The sequence below is a fragment of the Fictibacillus macauensis ZFHKF-1 genome (genome assembly GCF_000269865.1).
GTDB lineage: Bacteria > Bacillota > Bacilli > Bacillales > Fictibacillaceae > Fictibacillus_C > Fictibacillus_C macauensis.
Map to the genome: position 1 here is coordinate 22731 of NZ_AKKV01000026.1, position 18314 is coordinate 41044.

The following is an 18314-nucleotide window of genomic DNA, read 5'->3' on the forward strand; positions in this document are numbered from 1 at the left end:
TTGTCTAATGGGGCGTCTGTTTTTCTTCATATTAACTAAACCAGCCTTTGATCGTATCAATGACATCTGAAAAGAAATCAATGACTTTTTGGAAAAATGATTGTGTTTCTGGCTTATGTAAAAAGCCATCTAAATTATCACGCACATTTTTCAATTGATTTTGTACTTTATCCCAATCAATGTGGATATCTTTCATTTTATTAAACAAGGAAACAAGGCTATCTAGTTCACTGTCTGTTAAGGTAATGCCTAAACGGTCCGCTACTTTCTTAATAAGCGTTCGCAAGTCATCTTCTGTTTTAACCGGGTTTTCAGCAAGTTCTTGCTTAATGCCCGTAATGAGCTCAGATGCTTTTTTAGGACCAATTCGGTCACCAAGCTGCGCTGTTTTTACAATTTCTTCATTTGCTACTTGTTTCTTTTCTTCAGGTATGTTTACATTCGCTTTTTGTTCATACGCTTTAAGAATTCCTGTTAGGGCAGCTGTTCCTGAAACAGTAAAAGGAGCGGTCACATAAATATCAGCATCCTTTACACCTGCTGTTACGAGCGCATTGACAATCATGCTTTCGGTTACCCAATTGATATTTTTCGTCGTTACGTGCAGTCCTTTGCCACGTTCAGCAAGGGTAATCTTAGATGAAGAAATAGCACGCGTTCCAATTTGTGCTTTTGAAATATACTTGCCAAGATACTGATGTTCTTCGGCATTCGTTACTTTAACGATATCAACAGAAGATGAAACATTCATCTCTTGCAGGATTTTACTTTTTTGGTCAGGTGTTAAATTCTCACCTAATGTAACAATGACATCGCCGGGTGCCGCATCCGCAAATGCCTTTAGCGTACCAGAACACGTTACTAAGAGGATCATGAGTGGTAAAAGCCATGTCACGATCTTTTTCATAAGTTCCACCTCATTATTTATTTCCCTAAACCTAGGTCCCAAGACTCATGTAGGTAGTAACCATTTTACACTACAGAGGATAAAATCAGCAAATGAATCTTTCTTAAGAAATGATGAAGAATACCTCCCCCCTTTTTCACATATATATGTGCCATATATGAAATCAATCCAAAGGGGACGAGCATGATGAAAAAATTATTTCTGTTCGGCTTGGGCTTTCTACTTTTATACATTATTGCGTATGACTTGAAAATCGGAACACTTCCGTCTTATAATTTCAGTGCATCACCATCATCTTCCCCAGTGAAGATGGACAAGCCCTATAAACAAATAAAAACGGGAGAAGGCGATACTGTTCTTTCGATCATCGAAAAGTTGAATCCTTCAGCCACTTCCTTACCTATCACTAAAGTAATCAAGGATTTCCAAAAGCTGAATGGTAACTTGCGCCCAGAGAACATTCGTGCAGGCAAGATTTACAATTTTCCGATTTACAAACGATAAAACGATGGTTTTCTTGCCAAACTAACAAAACCATTGCTAAAATGAACTATTGTACAGAGGTACGTAGATGAAAGAGCCACACGCCCTTTCAAATGAAATATAAAGGAGCGGTTCACCAATGAGTGAAATTACGCATCGTTCAAAAACGAGACCTGTTAAAGTCGGTCCACTAACTATTGGTGGAAATAATCAGGTGATCGTTCAAAGTATGACTACGACGAAAACACATGATGTAGAAGCAACAGTTGCCGAAATTAAACGTTTAGAAGAAGCAGGATGTCAAATTGTCCGGGTCGCTTGCCCAGACATGCGTGCAGCTGAAGCCATTGCAGATATAAAAAAACAAATTTCCATCCCACTCGTAGTTGATATTCATTTTGACTATAAGCTAGCGCTTAAAGCGATTGAAGGTGGAGCTGACAAAATCCGGATCAACCCTGGTAACATCGGTCGCAAAGAAAAAGTAGAAGCGGTCGTTAAAGCAGCGAAAGAAAAAGGCATTCCTATTCGAATCGGTGTAAACGCTGGTTCACTTGAGAAAAAATATTTAGAGAAATATGGCTATCCTACAGCAGATGGCATGGTAGAAAGCGCCCTTGATCATATTAAGATTCTTGAAGACCTTGATTTTCATGATATTATCGTTTCCATGAAAGCGTCTGATGTAAACTTAGCGATTGAAGCGTATGAAAAAGCGTCTAAAGCATTTGACTATCCGCTTCATTTAGGGATTACAGAATCCGGAACACTGTTCGCTGGTACGGTGAAAAGTGCCGCTGGACTTGGGGTTATTCTAGCAAAAGGAATCGGGAATACAGTCCGTGTATCCTTAAGTGCTGATCCAGTAGAAGAAGTAAAAGTGGCACGTGAACTGTTGAAATCATTTGGTTTGCTCTCTGATGCAGCGACATTAATTTCATGCCCAACGTGTGGACGCATCGAAATTGACTTAATTTCCATTGCAAATGAAGTGGAAGACTATATTTCAAAAGTAAAAGCACCGATTAAAGTAGCTGTTCTCGGCTGCGCCGTAAACGGTCCTGGTGAAGCGCGTGAAGCCGATATTGGCATCGCTGGTGCTCGTGGAGAAGGCTTACTCTTTAGACATGGTGAAATCATTCGTAAAATTCCAGAAGATCAATTGCTCGATGAATTGAAAAAAGAAATTGATAAGCTGGCAGAAGAACATTACGAAAAGCTTGCTGCCGAACAACAACAACAATAATAGAAAAAGGAGCTTTCGCAACAAATCGCGAAAGCTCTTTTTTTTTGCTCTTGTATTAGAAAAAAGGGGCAAGAAGAATACTCATAATAATCGATGCTAAGCCAATGCCCACTCCAGTATAGCCTGCTACCGCTGATCCTCGTTTTGCACCAACAATGCCACAAACAATGCCGATGAGTCCAAACACAATCGGAACGATAAATAAAGATAACACGGAAGAAATAACGGCGAACATGGCCCATACTTTTCCTGCATGGACACTTTCGCGCCTTTCCTCTTCTGAACGAGAACGGCGATCAATCTGTTCTCCTCGTTCTTCGTGTTCTGGCAAGGCAACCGCACCACTTAAAGGCAATGCCTCCGCTGCCATTTCTTCACGATACAAGCTATTACGATCATCGAGGACGGGCTTATTCCGTCTATCATCACTATGCTTATGATCCACTAGAGATCCCTCCCTTTCTTAAAGGTCGAGCTCTCTTAGCTTCCCCTACTCCCCTTTTTCTATAAGTACATAAAAGAAACGATTGATGCTTCTATCCATCGCATCAATCGTTTCACAGTACGTCCTATTGTTTCTTTTTAAACGTGTAGCAGCATGTTTCTGCTGACTGGCGCGCATTATCCTTATGCTTTGCATCACCAATCAGTTCTCCACTCGCTTCCATTTTATACGAGTGATTCGCGTGCTTGTCGATCTCTACAAGGATTGCATCGGCACCACAATTGTTGCCTTCTCCCCAATAGGTACAGTTTGCAACGTTACATTTTACAGTCGGCATGGGCTCTCCTCCTTTTAATTATCAGTAGGATGCCACAATCTGCCGCTGTTCATACCTGCTTGCTAGTAATTATTTAGAGCGAACACGCTTGACAGTAGCCGTAAATTTCGAATTTATGACCTGTCACTGTAAAGCCTGAATCATTAACAGGAAGCTGCTCCATCGGACAGCCCGCTACCTCTTTTGTTTTGCCACACGTTAAGCATATAAGATGATGATGGTGTTCACTCGTTGGGCATTTAAAGCGAAACTTTTTTTCTCCGTCCAATTCGGTTTCTTCTAAGATTCCCAATTCTGAAAAAGTGGATAGATTTCTATAAATGGTATCAAAACTTAAACCAGGGTAATGGGGTTTCAGCGTCTCTTGAACGTCTTTTGCACTAATATAGCGTAATTCATTGGCAAACACTTGAAGCATATCTTTTCGTTTATCTGTATACTTGAAACCTTTTTCTTTCAAAAGATGTATAGCTTTAGTAACGTCCATCCTTTTCCCTCCGACTCTTTACGCGAATCGTTTGTTCGTCACGCGCAGTTTTTTCCAAAGTATAGAACCTATTAAGATTACTACTGAGACAATCACAATCGTGCCACCGGGCGCAAAGTTTAAATAATACGATGAAATTAACCCAACGATCACCGCTGTTTCCCCAAAAATAACAGCATAAATAAAGGTTTGTTTAAAGCCTTTCGCAATGCGAATGCTTGCGGCAACTGGTAACGTCATCAGCGATGAAACGAGCAAAATCCCAACAATTTTCATGGATGAAGCAATAACAAGGGCAACCATAATAATAAAAAGAAATTGAATCCACTTGCCTTTAATGCCAGAAACAGCCGCTTGCTCTTCGTCAAACGAGAGCACGAACAATTCCTTATACAATAAAATAATAAATAAAAACACAAGTATGGTAATGACAAAAATGCTCCATACGTCAGATGATTTAACCGCAATGACACTGCCAAATAAATAATTGAATAAGTCCGTATTAAAACCGTTCGCTAATGAAATAAAAATCACACTGAGTCCAATGCCTGCTGACATAATGATTGGAATGGCTAATTCTTCATAATGCTTATAGACTTTGCGCAATTGCTCAATCCCGACTGCGCCAGCCACTGAAAAACCCATTCCTAAATAAAGAGGATTCATTCCTTGAAAAAAGCTAAACGATTTACCGAGCAATAAGTTAGCCGCAATGCCAGCTAACGTAATGTGAGACAAGGCATCCGCAATCAGTGATTGTCGGCGTACGACAATAAAGACACCGAGAACAGGTGCTAACACACCGATCATAATCCCTGTTAAAAAAGCATTTTGTAAAAAATGATAATGAAAAAACGGGAAAGACATGAATTTTCCTCCGGGCTATTAATGAGAATGATTTAACACATGAACGTGATGACCATACATTTGCGTCATCGATGTTTCTTCGAATGCTTTCACGTCGCCGTGAAAATGAAGCTGTTTATTTAAGCAAGCTACGTGGGTAACATAGTCTGACATGACACCAACGTCATGCGTTACAAGCAATAACGTAATGCCTTTGTTTCGATTTAAATCTTTTAACATCGTATAAAAATCTGCTGCTGATTCGGCATCAACACCTACCGTTGGTTCGTCGAGAATTAATAGCTCTGGTTGGCTGACGAGCGCTCTGGCAATAAAAACACGTTGCTGTTGACCACCGGATAATTCACCAATATTGTGATGTAAATAGTCTTCCATCCGCACCGTTGCGATCGCTTGTTTAATCTTTTGTTTATCGCGTCTTGAAAGAAAGCGAAACAACCCGATTTTTCCAAACAGACCCATTGAAACGACTTCAAAAACGGTCGCTGGAAATGCCGTATTAAAGCTGTTTGCTTTTTGAGAAACATAGCCGATTTTCTCCCATTGTTTAAACGCTTCAAGCGCCCGACCAAAAAGAAACACATTTCCTTTTTGCGCTTTCATTAAACCGAGCAGATTTTTTATTAACGTTGATTTTCCTGATCCATTCGGCCCAACGAGACCGAGAAATGATCCTTGTGGGATCGAAAACGATATATTATCAAGCACGGCTCTTCCACTGTAATGAAACGATAAGCCTTCAATTTCTACAGCGGGCACGAGAGCTTTTTCCATACAACATGCCTCCAATGAATAGTAACGATTACGATTTAGCTCTGTAAAGTATACTAAATGTACCTTCATTTGTCTATCCTCTTCTCGTTTCGAAAACTTAGAGGTGGTCAGGCGTCTGACAATGAGATATAATTTTCTATGGCAGCTATGCTGCTGGGTGGGTGAGGGATAAGTGAATAAAGAAGGGAAACACGTGAACGTTTCAAAGTTATTTCGACTAAAAGAGCACCAAACATCCGTGAAACAAGAAGTACTTGCGGGGTTTACCTCTTTCTTTACGATTGCGTACATTGTAATCGTAAACCCATTGATTCTTGCCGATGCTGGCATGCCGTACTATGGCGTATTATTAGCCACAATCTTCACAACAGCACTTGGCTGTTTTTTGATGGGGTTTTATGCGAACGCTCCCATCATACTAACACCAGGTATGGGTGTGAATGCATTCTTTACGTATACTGTTGTTCAAGGAATGGGTTTATCTTGGCAAGAAGCACTTGCTGCTGTGATCGTATCAGGCATTTTGTTCTTGATTGTCGCTTCAACACGACTGAAAAACATCTTATCTGATAGCATTCCGGACTCATTAAAACACAGCATTACCGTAGGGATTGGTTTGTTTTTAACCTTTATTGGGTTACAAAAAGGTGGATTGATTGAAGCAAGCTCCAAAACATTTGTCAAGCTCGGGCACCTTAATTCTCCAACCGCCTTATTAACACTGATTGGACTTGTCATTACACTGTTTCTATTTTCTAGAAACATGAAAGGTAGCTTTATTATTGGCATCGCGGTCACATGTGTGATTGGTTATGTTACAGGATTTGCGCATGTTGCAGCCGAAACGCATCGCACGTTGCCATTTGCGCCTTTTAAAGCCTTATTTTTCGGTGCTGATTTTCACGGATTGATGAAAGGATCTTTCTGGATTGCCGCGTTCTCGTTAACGATGATTATTACGTTTGAGAATATGGGGCTTCTCCACGGCTTATTGCCTGATTCGAAAAAATTTCCTAAAGCCTTTCAAGCGAACGCCGCTTCTTCAATCCTGTCAGGAATTTTAGGCACAAGTCCTACGATTTCAACGGTTGAGAGCGCAGCTGGTATAGCAGAGGGTGGACGAACAGGTTTAACGAGTATCGTAACGGGGATTTTATTCTTAATCTCGATTGCGGTTGCTCCATTTCTTACTTTAATTCCTGATGGTGCCATTGCTCCAGTATTAATTATCATTGGTGGGCTTATGGTACAAAACATCCAACACATTCCGTTAAGTGATTTTACTGAAGGATTTCCAGCCTTTTTGATTATGGCGTTGATTCCTTTAACATATAGCATCGTAGACGGTCTTGCGTTTGGCTTTATTGCGTATCCTCTTTTAAAGATTGCTGTCGGGCAACGCAAGCAAATACCGCTTCCGCTTTATATTATCGCTCTCTTGTTTTTAATTAATTTTGTTTTTCATTCGATCGTATAAGAAAAAATCGCCTCAGGCGGTTTTTTTTTGTTCAGTTTCGTTTTCCCCCTTCATAGGATAAGGATGAATGGAGGGGGATCAACTATGAATCCAATTGTGGCCCATATGGTTAATCAAAAACTCAACCATTTAACGCCCGAGGAGCTTATAAGCTTAGCAAATCAACATAACTTTCCTGTCACCATGCAGGAGGCAACAAAGGTCGTTCACATTTTACGTCGCTACAAAATCAATGTGAATAATGCCACTCAACGAAAAACGATTCTTCAAGCAATCGGGCAAGAAGTTAATCAACAGAAAGCAAATATGATTGCAGCGATGATTGATGACTATTTAAACAAGTAATAGGAAAAAGACCAGGATCCTGTCTCCCTGGTCTTTTCTCATCAGACGTTATACGTGTAACAGCTGTTCTTGCAGTGTTGGCACAAATGTTTTCTTGCGTAACATATCAATTTCTAACTTATAAGGTGCGACTTTATTGTTCTTGTCTGTACCTACATACGGAGTTTCTAAAATTTTCGGCACGTCCATTAGCTGTGGATGATGCACAATATAATTGAGCGCATCAAAACCAATATGACCAAACCCAATGTTTTCATGGCGGTCTTTTGATGCACCGCGTTCATTTTTACTATCATTAATATGAAGCACCTTTAAGCGGTCAATACCGATCGTCTTATCAAACGTAGTGAGTACGCCATCAAAGTCTTCCACAATATTATAGCCAGCATCATGGGTGTGACACGTGTCAAAACAAATGGAAAGCTTCTCATTAAGACGAACGCCATCGATAATGCGCGCTAGCTCATCAAAATTACGCCCACATTCTGAGCCTTTTCCAGCCATCGTTTCCAGCGCAATTTGTACCGTTTGCTCTTGTGTTAACACTTCATTTAATCCTTCGATAATTTTCTTAATTCCTTCATCTGCACCAGCACCAACATGCGCTCCAGGATGAAGCACAATTTGTTTCGCACCAAGAGCCGCTGTTCGTTCTATTTCAGACGTTAAGAAATCGACCCCTAATTGAAAGGTTTCTGGCTTGATGGAGTTTCCAATGTTAATAATGTATGGCGCATGAACGACGACTTCCAGCATACCATGGTCTTTCATATGCTGAAATCCGGCATCAATATTTAGTTCTTCAATTTTTTTGCGACGCGTATTTTGCGGAGCGCCTGTGTAGATCATGAATACATTCGCACCGTAGGAAGCCGCTTCCTCACTTGCTCCTACTAGCATTTTCTTTCCACTCATAGATACGTGTGAGCCAATTTTCAACATGCGTACTCCCCCTCTACGTTATTTGTTTCTACGACGTTGTTGTTTTTCCATGCGGCGTTTTTCTTCTGCCCATTTCTTTTTATACCCAGGCTTTACTTTCTTCGGCTTTAACCCGTCTGCCTTGCTTCCTTCTTTCGCTGGCGCTGGCTTTTTACGCGCGCGCACAGCTACTTCTTTCCACTCACCATTGCGCCATTCTTCTTGAACGAAAGGAATTTTACGTTGTTGTAGTTTTTGAAGCGCAAGCTGATCACTTGGCTCAATAATTGTTGCTGCAATTCCTGTCATCCCAGCACGACCTGTACGCCCTGTGCGGTGAATATAGTAATCCAAGTCTTTTGGTAGCTCATAGTTAATGATATGGCTAATCCCTTTAATATCAATGCCGCGCGCCGCTAGGTCCGTTGCAACCACATATTGATATTCAGCTTTTTGAATGCGTTTCATAATGCTTTTACGTTCACGCGGCTGAATGTCGCCATGCAAGCGTTGCACATTTAAGCCAGCCGTGCTCATTGCATCGCTTACTTCATCAGCCATTTTCTTCGTATTAACGAAAATTAAGCATAAGTAAGGATTGTACGCTTTTGCCACTTCGATGAGCAGTTTCGTTTTATCTTTATGTTTCAACGGAATAAGCACATGCTTAATTTCTTTGGCTGTCGTCTGTTCTGGACTTACGTGCACGTGACGTGGCTGATTCATGTATTTCTTTAAGAATGGCTGTAACTTTTCTGGAATGGTTGCCGAGAAGACAAGCATTTGAATCGTTTCCGCCATGCGAGAAGCAAGTTGATCCACATCTTCAATAAAGCCCATATCAAGCATTTGATCTGCTTCATCGACAACGAGTGTTGTGGCACTATAAATGTTAAGACCTTCATTTTTCACAAGGTCATTAATGCGCCCAGGTGTTCCAATAATTAGATGAGGTGGATTTTTCAAGCGATCCGCCATGCGTTTACGATCGGTTCCACCGACAACTGTTTTCGCTGTAATCGGAGCTTCTTCTGGAAAATAAGCAGCAAGCTTTTCATACTCTTGGAAGATTTGTTGAGCTAGCTCACGGGTTGGAGCTGTAATTACTGCTTGGATTTCATTTTTTGTAGCATCAATCTTGTTTAAAATCGGCAGCAAAAACGCCATCGTTTTTCCTGATCCTGTTTGGGATTGACCAATAATATCATAGCCATTTAAAATGCCGGGAACGACACGTTCTTGAATATCGGTCGGTTTTTTAAAGCCTTGTTCTACGAGTGCCTCAATTAAAAATGGTTGTATGTTCAAACGGTCAAACGTTGTTTTTTTAGTCATTTTTTCATCACCTTACTTTTATCCTTTGTAATTGCCTACTTTACGTATTATAGAGGAAGTCCCACAAATAAGCTATGGGCAATCCTAGACTCTTCTATTTCTCTAGTCAATGACACACGTTTTCTAGAACTTCTTCATATTCTTTTAGAGAAGCATTTTTTTAGGAAGGAGGTTCTCTTATGAATCAGTATCCCCCAATTGGACCTGGTCATAGACGGTCTAGCGGGATGTCCGGTCCGCCACGGTTTAATCCCGGCTCTTCCTTTCGTTCTATGCCGAACGTACCAAGCACTGCCAGCCGTTCGCCGTTTAATATGCTGTCGATTGTTGAAAATGTCCAAAAAATGATGCAAGTAGCCGAAACAATGGGCCCGATGGTTAAGCAATATGGACCCATGGTCAAAAATTTACCTGATATGATGCGCTCATTGAAGGATTTTAAAGAAAACACAAATCGTAATCTGAAAGAAAAGAAAGAAGCGCGGATCGAAAAACGCGACGCAAAGGAAGAGACAACAGAGACAGCTGAGACAGCTGAGAAAAAGCAAGCGAGCAAACGCACCGAATCGCGACGGCCGAAACGAAAACGAAAAGGCAGCGAAGAAGACGTTCCTGCTGTAATGATTGAAATTGAAACGGAGAATGTGGATGAATCCTTTGTTCTCGAAAGCAGTGATTTAGCGTATTTACCGATTCAAGAATCAAAAATGATTGTCGGCCCAGCCGCAGAAAAAGCGAAGAAGAAAAAGCGAGAAAACGCCGCCCAAACATTTGAGAAAAATAAACAGCCACTGCACGCCATTGAAGCACACACAACGACCGAAGACATTCCTGAACCGGTGGAACTACTTGCTGCAAGTGAAGAAGAATACGTTTCAGGCCTATCTCGCCGCATTCAACCACCACCTAAGCTGTTCATCTAAGGGTAAGTTCATTGAGTTCTGCCCCACTCTCCTTTATAATGATAATGGTTAGTAACTGTATTACAGCAAGGGAGAGATGGAAATGAAAGTTGTAAGAATATCTCCTCGAGGTTATTGCTATGGTGTCGTGGATGCTATGGTATTAGCAAGACAGGCGGCGAAAGATCCAACGTTACCGAGACCAATCTACATTCTCGGCATGATCGTTCATAATAAACACGTAACAGATGCTTTTGAAGAAGAAGGAATTATTACACTTGACGGAAAAAGCCGACTCGATATTATTCGAGACATCGAGCAAGGAACCGTTATTTATACAGCTCACGGTGTTTCTCCGGAAGTTCGGCGCATCGCTCATGAAAAAGGGCTCATTGAAATTGACGCCACATGTCCTGATGTAACGAAAACACATGATTTAATTCGCGAAAAAGATCAACAAGGCTATCAAGTCATTTATATTGGTAAAAAAGGGCACCCAGAGCCTGAGGGAGCGATTGGTATTGCGCCACATGCGGTTCATCTGATTGAGAAAACAGAAGACATTGAAGAACTAGCGCTTTCCAATGAAAAAATTCTCATTACCAATCAAACGACGATGAGCCAATGGGACGTTGCTGAGATCATTAAGCAATTGCTGCTTAAATATCCGCATGCGGAAGTGCACAAAGAAATCTGTCTAGCCACGCAAGTACGTCAAGAAGCGGTTGCTGAGCAAGCAAAAGAGTGTGATCTTGTGCTCGTTGTCGGCGATCCAAAAAGTAATAATTCCAATCGCCTTGCTCAAGTCTCACAAGAAATTGCTGGTACGCGCGCCTTTCGTATTGCCGATGTAACCGAAATTGATTTAGAGTGGCTAAAAGGCGTACAAACGGTTGGTGTTACTTCTGGTGCTTCCACACCAACGCCGATTACAAAAGAAGTGATTACGTTTTTAGAGCAATACGACGAACAAGATCAAGAAACATGGGCGAAAGAACGAAAAGTTGCCTTAAATAAAATTCTCCCAAAAGTAAAAACAAAATAAATAAAAAAAACGATGGTTGTAACGCTGTAGCTAGCGTCACAAACCATCGTTTTTTTAATGAAACGTAAAAGGATCCGTCGACTGCGTTGAAGCCATCACTTCCGTCGCGTAATGCCCTGCTAATGCTTTTTGTAAATACTCGCACAAGCGCGGTTTCATAATTTTTTCAATGTGATGACCTGGATCAACGACCGATAAGCCGGCATATTGCGCATCATGCGCTGTATGATAATAAAGGTCACCCGTCACAAGTACATCCGCTCCCTTAGCGAGCGCGGCATGAATAAATTTATTACCATCACCACCGACGACAGCTACTTTTTTTATAAGGCGATCGTGTCCTTTTACAGCGCGTAAAGAAGCAACGCCTAACGTGCCTTTTACATGTTGAATAAAAGCGTCAAATGACAGTGCTTCATGAAGTGTTCCTACAATACCGATGCCATACGTTTTGTGCTCGTTTTGCAACTCATACACATCATACGCTACCTCTTCATACGGATGAACGTTATGCATTGCGGAAAGCACACGCGATAATCTATTAGAAGGCAAAACCGTTTCTAATTTCACTTCACGCACGTGTTCAATGTCTCCTTGTGAACCAAGAAAAGGCTGACTTCCTTCTAACGGCTTAAAGGTACCGGTTCCCTCACTACTAAAGGTGCAATGACTATAGTCACCAATATGACCTGCTCCAGCGGCTGCCAGCGCTTCTTTTACCTCTTCTACATGCGTTGTTGGCACATAGACAGCGAGCTTATACAACGTCTCTTTAGCCGTAACTTGTAAAAGAGACGTTTGCTCTAAGTGCAAGGCCTCTGCTAACCAATCATTCACGCCACCTTTAGCGATGTCTAAGTTTGTATGCGCCGCATAAACAGTAATGTTATGACGAAGCAGCTTCTCAATCATCCGCCCTTGCGAAGTGGCAGTATCAATGTTTTTTAGCGGTCGATAAATCATGGGATGATGCGCAATAATAAGTTGCACACCTTTTGCAATGGCCTCATCAACAACAGGCTCCAATACATCTAATACGACCATCACCTTTTCCACCGGAAGCGCTAAATTTCCTACTTGTAAACCAATTGGATCGCCTTCATAGGCTAGGTGCTTTGGCGCTAGCTTGTGAAGCTCGCCGATAACCTGATGTCCGTATGCATACTTTGTCATGCGAGAACCTCCTGAACCGCTGCGATTTTCTTCGTAATGACTTGCTTTCGTTCTTCAATCTCTGCTGAACGCCCGTCTTTCATTTGCTGTAGTATGCGTGTCCATTGTTCCATTTCTAACGTCCACTTTTCCCGAAAGGCATCGTTTTTTTCTTGCATTAAATAAGGACCAAGCAATAATTTTTGCGCAGCATTTTCCTCATAAAGCGTCCCATCTTGACCGAAATCAGCAACGAGCACTTCATAGATCTTACCGTCTTCTTTCATAATGCGTTCCGCTACTAATGTCCATCCTTCTCTATGCAACCATTTGCGAATTGTTTCGCCACCTACATTCGGTTGTAAAATTAAACGCGATACGCCTACAAGCTGATCTTTACCAGCTTCAAGAATGCTCGTAATCAATTGACCACCCATTCCACAAATCGTAACAACGTCTACTTCGTTTTCCCGTATAACAGCCAAGCCATCTCCTTTACGGACAGCAATGCTTTCTTCAAAGCCGGCTTCTTTCACTTCCTTAAGCGCAGAGTGATAAGGTCCATCATTTACTTCACCAGCGACACCTTTTGCTAGCTTGCCTTGAAGCATTAAGTAACATGGTAAGTACGCATGATCCGAACCGATGTCGGCCAACACGACGCCTGACGGTACGAAATCTGCTACGGTTTGTAATCGTTGTGATAAATTATCTCTTTTCATTTCAATCCACCTATAATCAATGTTTTTCTCTCTTCTATTATTAACAGGCTCTTAAGAAAAAAGCAAAGCTGACTGAGTGAATTCGCATGAATGCGAAGACGTTCAGTCAGCTTTACACTGCTTATTTTTTCTCTGATAACCATTTAGCGATAATTTGTGCTTCTTCACCTTTTACAACACCAGCGGGCATTTTGCCACCTTTACCATTTTTAATAATGTTAGAGATGTCTGCTTTTGAAAGTTTAGCGCCAGCTTTTTGTAAGTTAGGCCCTACTTTTCCTTCAAGCTTCTCGCCATGACAAGAAGCGCAGTTCTTTTTAAAGATAGCATCTGGATTTAGTGCAGCTTGTTCCTTTGCTTTCTTTGCTTCGTCTTGTTTATGTATGCCCCAAAATGAAATGCCGATGATGAGAATAATGCCGATCACTGCAGTAAATGCAAAAGGAATTAGCGGATTACGTTTCATAACAGTTCCTCCTTTATCTGTTCTACAATGGATGTACATTTTTGCCTTCTTATGTAATTGTTAACAATCCATTTCTTATTTTACTTGAAAATCATAGGGAAGGAAAGGAAAAGTTACACAATTCTCCTTTAGAACGCATGGTAAATAGGAAATCGTCCGCTAGGGAGCGGACGATCAGCTCATGATTCCCTTTGTGCGTGAAATCAATTGGCGAGCTTCTTCTCGTAATTTGTATTTTTGAATTTTTCCAGACGCAGTCATTGGGTACTCTTTGACGAAAAAAATATATTCCGGAATTTTAAACTTGGCGATTTGACCCGTGCAATACGTTATGATTTCTTCAGCACTCACCTGTTTTCCTTCTTTCAACCGAATGCTAGCCGCTACTTTTTCGCCATATTTCTCATCAGGCACACCGATGACTTGTACATCGAGAATGGCTGGATGGCTGTATAAAAATTCTTCCACCTCACGAGGATAAATGTTCTCGCCACCTCGAATAATCATATCTTTTAAACGGCCCGTAATCGTGACATAACCGTCCTCATCCATAACCGCTAAATCTCCCGTATGCAACCAACCTTCTTGATCAATGGCTGCCATCGTCGCGTCTGGCATCTTGTAATAGCCTTTCATCACATGATAGCCACGCGTACAAAGCTCACCAGGCTGTCCAATGGCCACTTCTTCATTTGTTACCGGATCAACGACTTTAATCTCCACACCAGGATGTTTCTTACCAACCGTTTTCACCCGTTTTTCAATAGGATCTTCTGGTCTTGTTTGGGTAAACACTGGTGAAGTTTCCGTTTGTCCATAGGCGATGGTAATTTCCGACATTCCCATGGCATTAATGACCTTTTTCATAACTTCAATCGGACATGTAGAACCAGCCATTACACCTGTGCGGAGTGACGATAAATCAAATTGTGAAAACTGCTCATCGTTCAGCTCGGCAATAAACATCGTCGGCACGCCATGAAGGGCCGTACACTTCTCTTTTTCAACCGTTTGCAACACGTCTCTTGGGTTAAATTGAACGATTGGCACCATTGTTGCGCCTGCCGTCATGGCCGTTAGCGTACCAATGACACAACCAAAACAATGAAAAAACGGCACTGGTATACATAACGAATCTTCTGCTGTTAGCTTCATCGCTTCGGCAAGGCGCTCGGCATTGCCTAACACGTTGTTATGCGTGAGCATGACGCCTTTTGGAAAGCCTGTCGTCCCAGACGTATATTGCATATTAATAACATCATCAGGATCCAGTGATTGTTCAATGGTGTATAACGTTTCATCCGTAATGTTCGCTCCATTGAGCAACAGGTGATCCCAACTCATCATGTTTTGGGGTGATTGTGGCCCAATGTGTACAAAAGATTCAAGGAGTGGAAATTGCTCCTTCTTTCGCATAACTTCTTGAGCCATTTCAACATAGGATGCGTCCCTATAGCCATCGATTAAGAACAGCATTTTCGTATCCGATTGTTTTAGTAGATATTCTAACTCTGCTTGCTGATAGCTTGTATTCACGGTAACAAGAACCGCACCGATGCGAGCAGAACCAAACTGCAACAACACCCACTCAGGGACATTTGTTGCCCATACAGCAATGTGGTCCCCCTTTTGAATACCAGCAGCCAGCAAGCCCTTTGCAACCGCTTCTGTCGCTTTATAAAAAGCCTCATACGTATAGCGAATGTTCTCTTTGCTATACACAACCGCTTCCTTGTGACCGTAAGCATCCACTTGTTCTTTTAACCGCGCTCCAATCGTTATTGGACGTTCCATCTACTGCTCACCCCATATTCAGTGTATTAACAGCCAATTTCTCGTGCAATGACCATGCGTTGTACTTCTGATGTACCTTCACCAATTTCAGTAAGCTTAGCATCTCTAAAGAAACGTTCCACTTGGTAATCGCGCATATAACCGTATCCACCATGAATTTGTACGGCTTCTGAGCAAATTTGCATGCATGACTCGGATGCATATAACTTAGCCATTGCCGCTTCTTTTGAGAATTTCTTGCCTTGATCCTTTAACCAGGCTGCTTTATACACCATGTTCCTAGCAAGCTCAATTTTCATGGCCATATCTGCAAGTTTAAATTGAATGGCTTGGAATTTTGATAGGGTAGAACCGAATTGCTTCCGCTCATTGGCATAAGCAAGTGCTCGATCATAAGCAGCTTGTGCAATCCCGACCGCCATCGCTCCAATACCAATACGGCCACCATCAAGCGTAATTAAAAATTGCTTAAAGCCTTCTCCTTGCTTGCCTAGTAGGTTCTCTTTCGGCACTGTCACCCCATCAATAACGAGCTCTGTCGTGTTTGAAGAATGAAGACCAAGCTTTTCGTAATTATCGATAACGGTAAAACCTTTTGCATCGGTTGGAACGATAATCGCACTAATTTCTTTTTTGCCATGCTCATTTCCTGTAATGGCTGTTAGCGCCAAATGCTTCGCATAGCTCGCATTCGTAATGTAACATTTGCTACCATTAATGACCCACTGATCGCCTTCTAGCTTTGCAGTCGTTTGTGTTCCACCCGCATCAGAACCAGCATTTGGCTCCGTCAATCCGAACGCACCAAACGATTCTCCTGTACAAATCGGAACTAAATATTTTTCTTTTTGTTCTTCTGTACCAAACAAATAAAGAGGTGCTCCTCCTAAAGAGACGTGAGCTGAATACGTAATCCCTGTTGAGCCACAAGCGCGGCTTAATTCTTCAACAGCGATGGCAAATGAAATCGTGTCCGCTCCTCCACCTCCATATTGTTCAGGAAACGGCAATCCCATGATGCCAAGCTTCCCTAATTTTTTAAAAATTTCAAGTGGAAATGCTTTGTCCTTGTCTCGTTGTTCTGCTCCTGGCGCGACTTCCTCATCAGCAAACTCTTTCATCATCTTTTGAATCATTGCCTGTTCATCTGTTAATGCGTAGTTCATGGATGACCCCACCTTTTTGTTAAATTTCTCCATTGTGTGTAATCGCTTTCAAGTTTATTATAGATATAAAGCCAGAATTTTTACAACATTAACATTTTTATTTTTTTCTACTCTTTCCTTTTTAAGGATTATTTTCTGAGACGATTTGCATTCACCTAACGTTTTCTAGTACAATTAAAATACTTGGAAAATATGTTTGATCTTAACAGAAATTACGACAAAATGCACCCTTTTTTCACGACAAAAAAGCCTGCACAAAGGCAGGCTTTCTCATATGGTTTCTATTCGAGGAAATCCTTTAGTCGTTTACTACGGCTTGGGTGGCGGAGCTTACGTAAAGCTTTCGCTTCAATTTGACGAATACGTTCACGAGTAACGCCAAATACTTTCCCTACTTCTTCAAGAGTACGCGTACGTCCATCATCAAGACCGAAACGCAAACGAAGCACGTTTTCTTCACGATCCGTTAACGTATCAAGCACATCTTCAAGTTGTTCTTTTAACAACTCATAAGCCGCTGCTTCCGATGGCGCTAGCGCATCTTGGTCTTCAATGAAATCACCAAGGTGTGAATCATCTTCTTCACCAATCGGTGTTTCTAAAGACACAGGCTCTTGAGCAATTTTTAAAATTTCACGAACTTTATCCGGCGTCAGTTCCATTTCAGCACCGATTTCTTCCGGTGACGGCTCGCGACCAAGATCTTGAAGTAACTGACGTTGAACACGAATTAATTTATTAATCGTTTCAACCATATGAACTGGAATACGAATGGTACGCGCTTGGTCAGCAATCGCACGTGTAATCGCTTGGCGAATCCACCACGTTGCATACGTACTAAATTTATACCCTTTGCGGTAATCAAATTTTTCAACCGCTTTAATAAGACCCATGTTTCCTTCTTGAATCAGATCCAAGAAGAGCATGCCACGACCAACATAACGCTTGGCAATACTTACAACGAGACGTAAGTTTGCTTCTGCAAGTCGACGTTTCGCCTCTTCATCGCCTTCTTCAATACGCTTAGCAAGAGAAATCTCTTCTTCAGCTGATAGTAGGTCAACACGTCCGATTTCTTTTAAATACATGCGGACAGGGTCGTTAATCTTAACCCCAGGAGGAACGCTTAAATCATTAAGATCGAATTCTTCTTCTTCTTCTTTTCCTGCTACAAACTTCGGTTCCTCTTCACTGTCATCATCTGTATCATCTGATACGTCGACCCCTTGTTCTTCAAGAAAATTATAGAACTCATCCATCTGTTCCGAATCTTGTTCAAATGGGGCTAATTTATTCGTGATAACTGAGTAAGTGAGCACCCCGTTCTTTTTACCTACTTCAACTAATTGCTCTTTTACTTGATCGATGGTTAATTCGCCTTCCGTCTCGCGACGATTGGGTTTCTCAGCCATTCGATCCCCTCCTTCCACACTTCAGAAAAAA

At 41.6% G+C, this 18314-nt stretch carries 20 protein-coding genes; 6 read left to right on the forward strand and 14 right to left on the reverse strand.

Features of this window, described 5'->3' with window-relative positions:
• Positions 1–31: 31 nt before the first annotated feature.
• Positions 32–907 carry a DUF1002 domain-containing protein gene (locus A374_RS10600; protein ID WP_007202202.1) on the reverse strand — a complete coding sequence of 292 codons (876 nt, stop codon included), beginning with the start codon at positions 905–907 and terminating at the stop codon, positions 32–34.
• 183 nt (positions 908–1090) lie between these two features.
• Between A374_RS10600 and A374_RS10605 the strand changes: the two genes are divergently transcribed.
• Together A374_RS10605 and ispG are read left to right on the forward strand one after the other, a co-directional pair.
• The gene (locus A374_RS10605; protein ID WP_156793203.1) at positions 1091–1411 is read left to right on the forward strand and encodes a hypothetical protein; all 321 of its coding nucleotides are present in this window, start codon (positions 1091–1093) and stop codon (positions 1409–1411) included.
• Positions 1412–1529: 118 nt separating this feature from the next.
• Positions 1530–2636 (forward strand): flavodoxin-dependent (E)-4-hydroxy-3-methylbut-2-enyl-diphosphate synthase, encoded by a 1107-nt coding sequence (gene ispG / locus A374_RS10610; protein WP_007202204.1) that lies wholly within the window; start codon positions 1530–1532, stop codon positions 2634–2636.
• 55 nt (positions 2637–2691) lie between these two features.
• Here ispG and A374_RS19545 read toward each other — a convergent pair whose 3' ends face one another.
• The 5 genes from A374_RS19545 to A374_RS10635 all read right to left on the reverse strand — a co-directional run bounded on the left by A374_RS19545 (position 2692) and on the right by A374_RS10635 (position 5546).
• Complete coding sequence (locus tag A374_RS19545) at positions 2692–3081, reverse strand: hypothetical protein (RefSeq protein ID WP_007202205.1); 390 nt, start codon at positions 3079–3081, stop codon at positions 2692–2694.
• A 124-nt stretch (positions 3082–3205) separates the two neighbouring features.
• Positions 3206–3418 carry a DUF1540 domain-containing protein gene (locus A374_RS10620; RefSeq protein WP_007202206.1) on the reverse strand — a complete coding sequence of 71 codons (213 nt, stop codon included), beginning with the start codon at positions 3416–3418 and terminating at the stop codon, positions 3206–3208.
• Positions 3419–3491: 73 nt separating this feature from the next.
• Positions 3492–3905: a Fur family transcriptional regulator gene (locus A374_RS10625; RefSeq protein ID WP_007202207.1), complete on the reverse strand. Its 414-nt coding sequence runs from the start codon at positions 3903–3905 to the stop codon at positions 3492–3494.
• 18 nt (positions 3906–3923) lie between these two features.
• Positions 3924–4772 (reverse strand): metal ABC transporter permease, encoded by an 849-nt coding sequence (locus A374_RS10630; RefSeq protein WP_007202208.1) that lies wholly within the window; start codon positions 4770–4772, stop codon positions 3924–3926.
• An 18-nt stretch (positions 4773–4790) separates the two neighbouring features.
• On the reverse strand, positions 4791–5546 hold the full coding sequence (locus A374_RS10635) for a metal ABC transporter ATP-binding protein (protein ID WP_007202209.1): 756 nt from the start codon (positions 5544–5546) through the stop codon (positions 4791–4793).
• A gap of 172 nt (positions 5547–5718) precedes the next feature.
• Here A374_RS10635 and A374_RS10640 point away from each other — a divergent pair, with 172 nt between their 5' ends.
• Together A374_RS10640 and A374_RS10645 are read left to right on the forward strand one after the other, a co-directional pair.
• A complete protein-coding gene (locus A374_RS10640) occupies positions 5719–7023 on the forward strand; it encodes an NCS2 family permease (RefSeq protein ID WP_007202210.1) in 1305 nt (434 codons plus the stop codon).
• Positions 7024–7107: 84 nt separating this feature from the next.
• Positions 7108–7368, forward strand: a complete 261-nt coding sequence (locus tag A374_RS10645; RefSeq protein ID WP_007202211.1) for a DUF2624 family protein — start codon at positions 7108–7110, stop codon at positions 7366–7368.
• Positions 7369–7416: 48 nt separating this feature from the next.
• On the opposite strand, the gene A374_RS10650 is transcribed toward A374_RS10645, so the two are convergent.
• Positions 7417–8310: a deoxyribonuclease IV gene (locus tag A374_RS10650; protein WP_007202212.1), complete on the reverse strand. Its 894-nt coding sequence runs from the start codon at positions 8308–8310 to the stop codon at positions 7417–7419.
• Positions 8311–8328: 18 nt separating this feature from the next.
• Positions 8329–9624: a DEAD/DEAH box helicase gene (locus tag A374_RS10655; RefSeq protein ID WP_007202213.1), complete on the reverse strand. Its 1296-nt coding sequence runs from the start codon at positions 9622–9624 to the stop codon at positions 8329–8331.
• 179 nt (positions 9625–9803) lie between these two features.
• Between A374_RS10655 and vrrA the strand changes: the two genes are divergently transcribed.
• Positions 9804–10547 (forward strand): VrrA/YqfQ family protein, encoded by a 744-nt coding sequence (gene vrrA / locus A374_RS10660; RefSeq protein WP_007202214.1) that lies wholly within the window; start codon positions 9804–9806, stop codon positions 10545–10547.
• An 82-nt stretch (positions 10548–10629) separates the two neighbouring features.
• On the forward strand, positions 10630–11571 hold the full coding sequence (locus tag A374_RS10665) for a 4-hydroxy-3-methylbut-2-enyl diphosphate reductase (protein ID WP_007202215.1): 942 nt from the start codon (positions 10630–10632) through the stop codon (positions 11569–11571).
• A 54-nt stretch (positions 11572–11625) separates the two neighbouring features.
• On the opposite strand, the gene A374_RS10670 is transcribed toward A374_RS10665, so the two are convergent.
• The 6 genes from A374_RS10670 to rpoD form a co-directional block, all read right to left on the reverse strand.
• Complete coding sequence (locus tag A374_RS10670) at positions 11626–12744, reverse strand: Nif3-like dinuclear metal center hexameric protein (RefSeq protein WP_007202216.1); 1119 nt, start codon at positions 12742–12744, stop codon at positions 11626–11628.
• Positions 12741–13445: a tRNA (adenine(22)-N(1))-methyltransferase gene (locus A374_RS10675; protein ID WP_007202217.1), complete on the reverse strand. Its 705-nt coding sequence runs from the start codon at positions 13443–13445 to the stop codon at positions 12741–12743. The genes A374_RS10670 and A374_RS10675 overlap by 4 nt, the downstream gene beginning before the upstream one ends.
• Positions 13446–13566: 121 nt before the next feature.
• A complete protein-coding gene (cccA, locus tag A374_RS10680) occupies positions 13567–13911 on the reverse strand; it encodes a cytochrome c550 (RefSeq protein ID WP_007202218.1) in 345 nt (114 codons plus the stop codon).
• A gap of 174 nt (positions 13912–14085) precedes the next feature.
• A complete protein-coding gene (locus A374_RS10685) occupies positions 14086–15705 on the reverse strand; it encodes an AMP-binding protein (protein ID WP_007202219.1) in 1620 nt (539 codons plus the stop codon).
• Positions 15706–15731: 26 nt separating this feature from the next.
• On the reverse strand, positions 15732–16871 hold the full coding sequence (locus A374_RS10690; protein ID WP_007202220.1) for an acyl-CoA dehydrogenase family protein: 1140 nt from the start codon (positions 16869–16871) through the stop codon (positions 15732–15734).
• Between the two features lie 281 nt (positions 16872–17152).
• A complete protein-coding gene (rpoD, locus tag A374_RS10695; protein WP_007202221.1) occupies positions 17153–18283 on the reverse strand; it encodes an RNA polymerase sigma factor RpoD in 1131 nt (376 codons plus the stop codon).
• Between the last annotated feature and the right edge of the window lie 31 nt (positions 18284–18314).

Coding starts and splice junctions, on each gene's coding strand:
- A374_RS10600 (WP_007202202.1), bottom strand. CDS start 907: ATGAAAAAGATCGTGACATGGCTTTTACCACTCATGATCCTCTTAGTA.
- A374_RS10605 (WP_156793203.1), top strand. CDS start 1,091: ATGATGAAAAAATTATTTCTGTTCGGCTTGGGCTTTCTACTTTTATAC.
- ispG (WP_007202204.1), top strand. CDS start 1,530: ATGAGTGAAATTACGCATCGTTCAAAAACGAGACCTGTTAAAGTCGGT.
- A374_RS10620 (WP_007202206.1), bottom strand. CDS start 3,418: ATGCCGACTGTAAAATGTAACGTTGCAAACTGTACCTATTGGGGAGAA.
- A374_RS10625 (WP_007202207.1), bottom strand. CDS start 3,905: ATGGACGTTACTAAAGCTATACATCTTTTGAAAGAAAAAGGTTTCAAG.
- A374_RS10630 (WP_007202208.1), bottom strand. CDS start 4,772: ATGTCTTTCCCGTTTTTTCATTATCATTTTTTACAAAATGCTTTTTTA.
- A374_RS10635 (WP_007202209.1), bottom strand. CDS start 5,546: ATGGAAAAAGCTCTCGTGCCCGCTGTAGAAATTGAAGGCTTATCGTTT.
- A374_RS10645 (WP_007202211.1), top strand. CDS start 7,108: ATGAATCCAATTGTGGCCCATATGGTTAATCAAAAACTCAACCATTTA.
- A374_RS10650 (WP_007202212.1), bottom strand. CDS start 8,310: ATGTTGAAAATTGGCTCACACGTATCTATGAGTGGAAAGAAAATGCTA.
- A374_RS10655 (WP_007202213.1), bottom strand. CDS start 9,624: ATGACTAAAAAAACAACGTTTGACCGTTTGAACATACAACCATTTTTA.
- vrrA (WP_007202214.1), top strand. CDS start 9,804: ATGAATCAGTATCCCCCAATTGGACCTGGTCATAGACGGTCTAGCGGG.
- A374_RS10665 (WP_007202215.1), top strand. CDS start 10,630: ATGAAAGTTGTAAGAATATCTCCTCGAGGTTATTGCTATGGTGTCGTG.
- A374_RS10670 (WP_007202216.1), bottom strand. CDS start 12,744: ATGACAAAGTATGCATACGGACATCAGGTTATCGGCGAGCTTCACAAG.
- A374_RS10675 (WP_007202217.1), bottom strand. CDS start 13,445: ATGAAAAGAGATAATTTATCACAACGATTACAAACCGTAGCAGATTTC.
- cccA (WP_007202218.1), bottom strand. CDS start 13,911: ATGAAACGTAATCCGCTAATTCCTTTTGCATTTACTGCAGTGATCGGC.
- A374_RS10685 (WP_007202219.1), bottom strand. CDS start 15,705: ATGGAACGTCCAATAACGATTGGAGCGCGGTTAAAAGAACAAGTGGAT.
- A374_RS10690 (WP_007202220.1), bottom strand. CDS start 16,871: ATGAACTACGCATTAACAGATGAACAGGCAATGATTCAAAAGATGATG.
- rpoD (WP_007202221.1), bottom strand. CDS start 18,283: ATGGCTGAGAAACCCAATCGTCGCGAGACGGAAGGCGAATTAACCATC.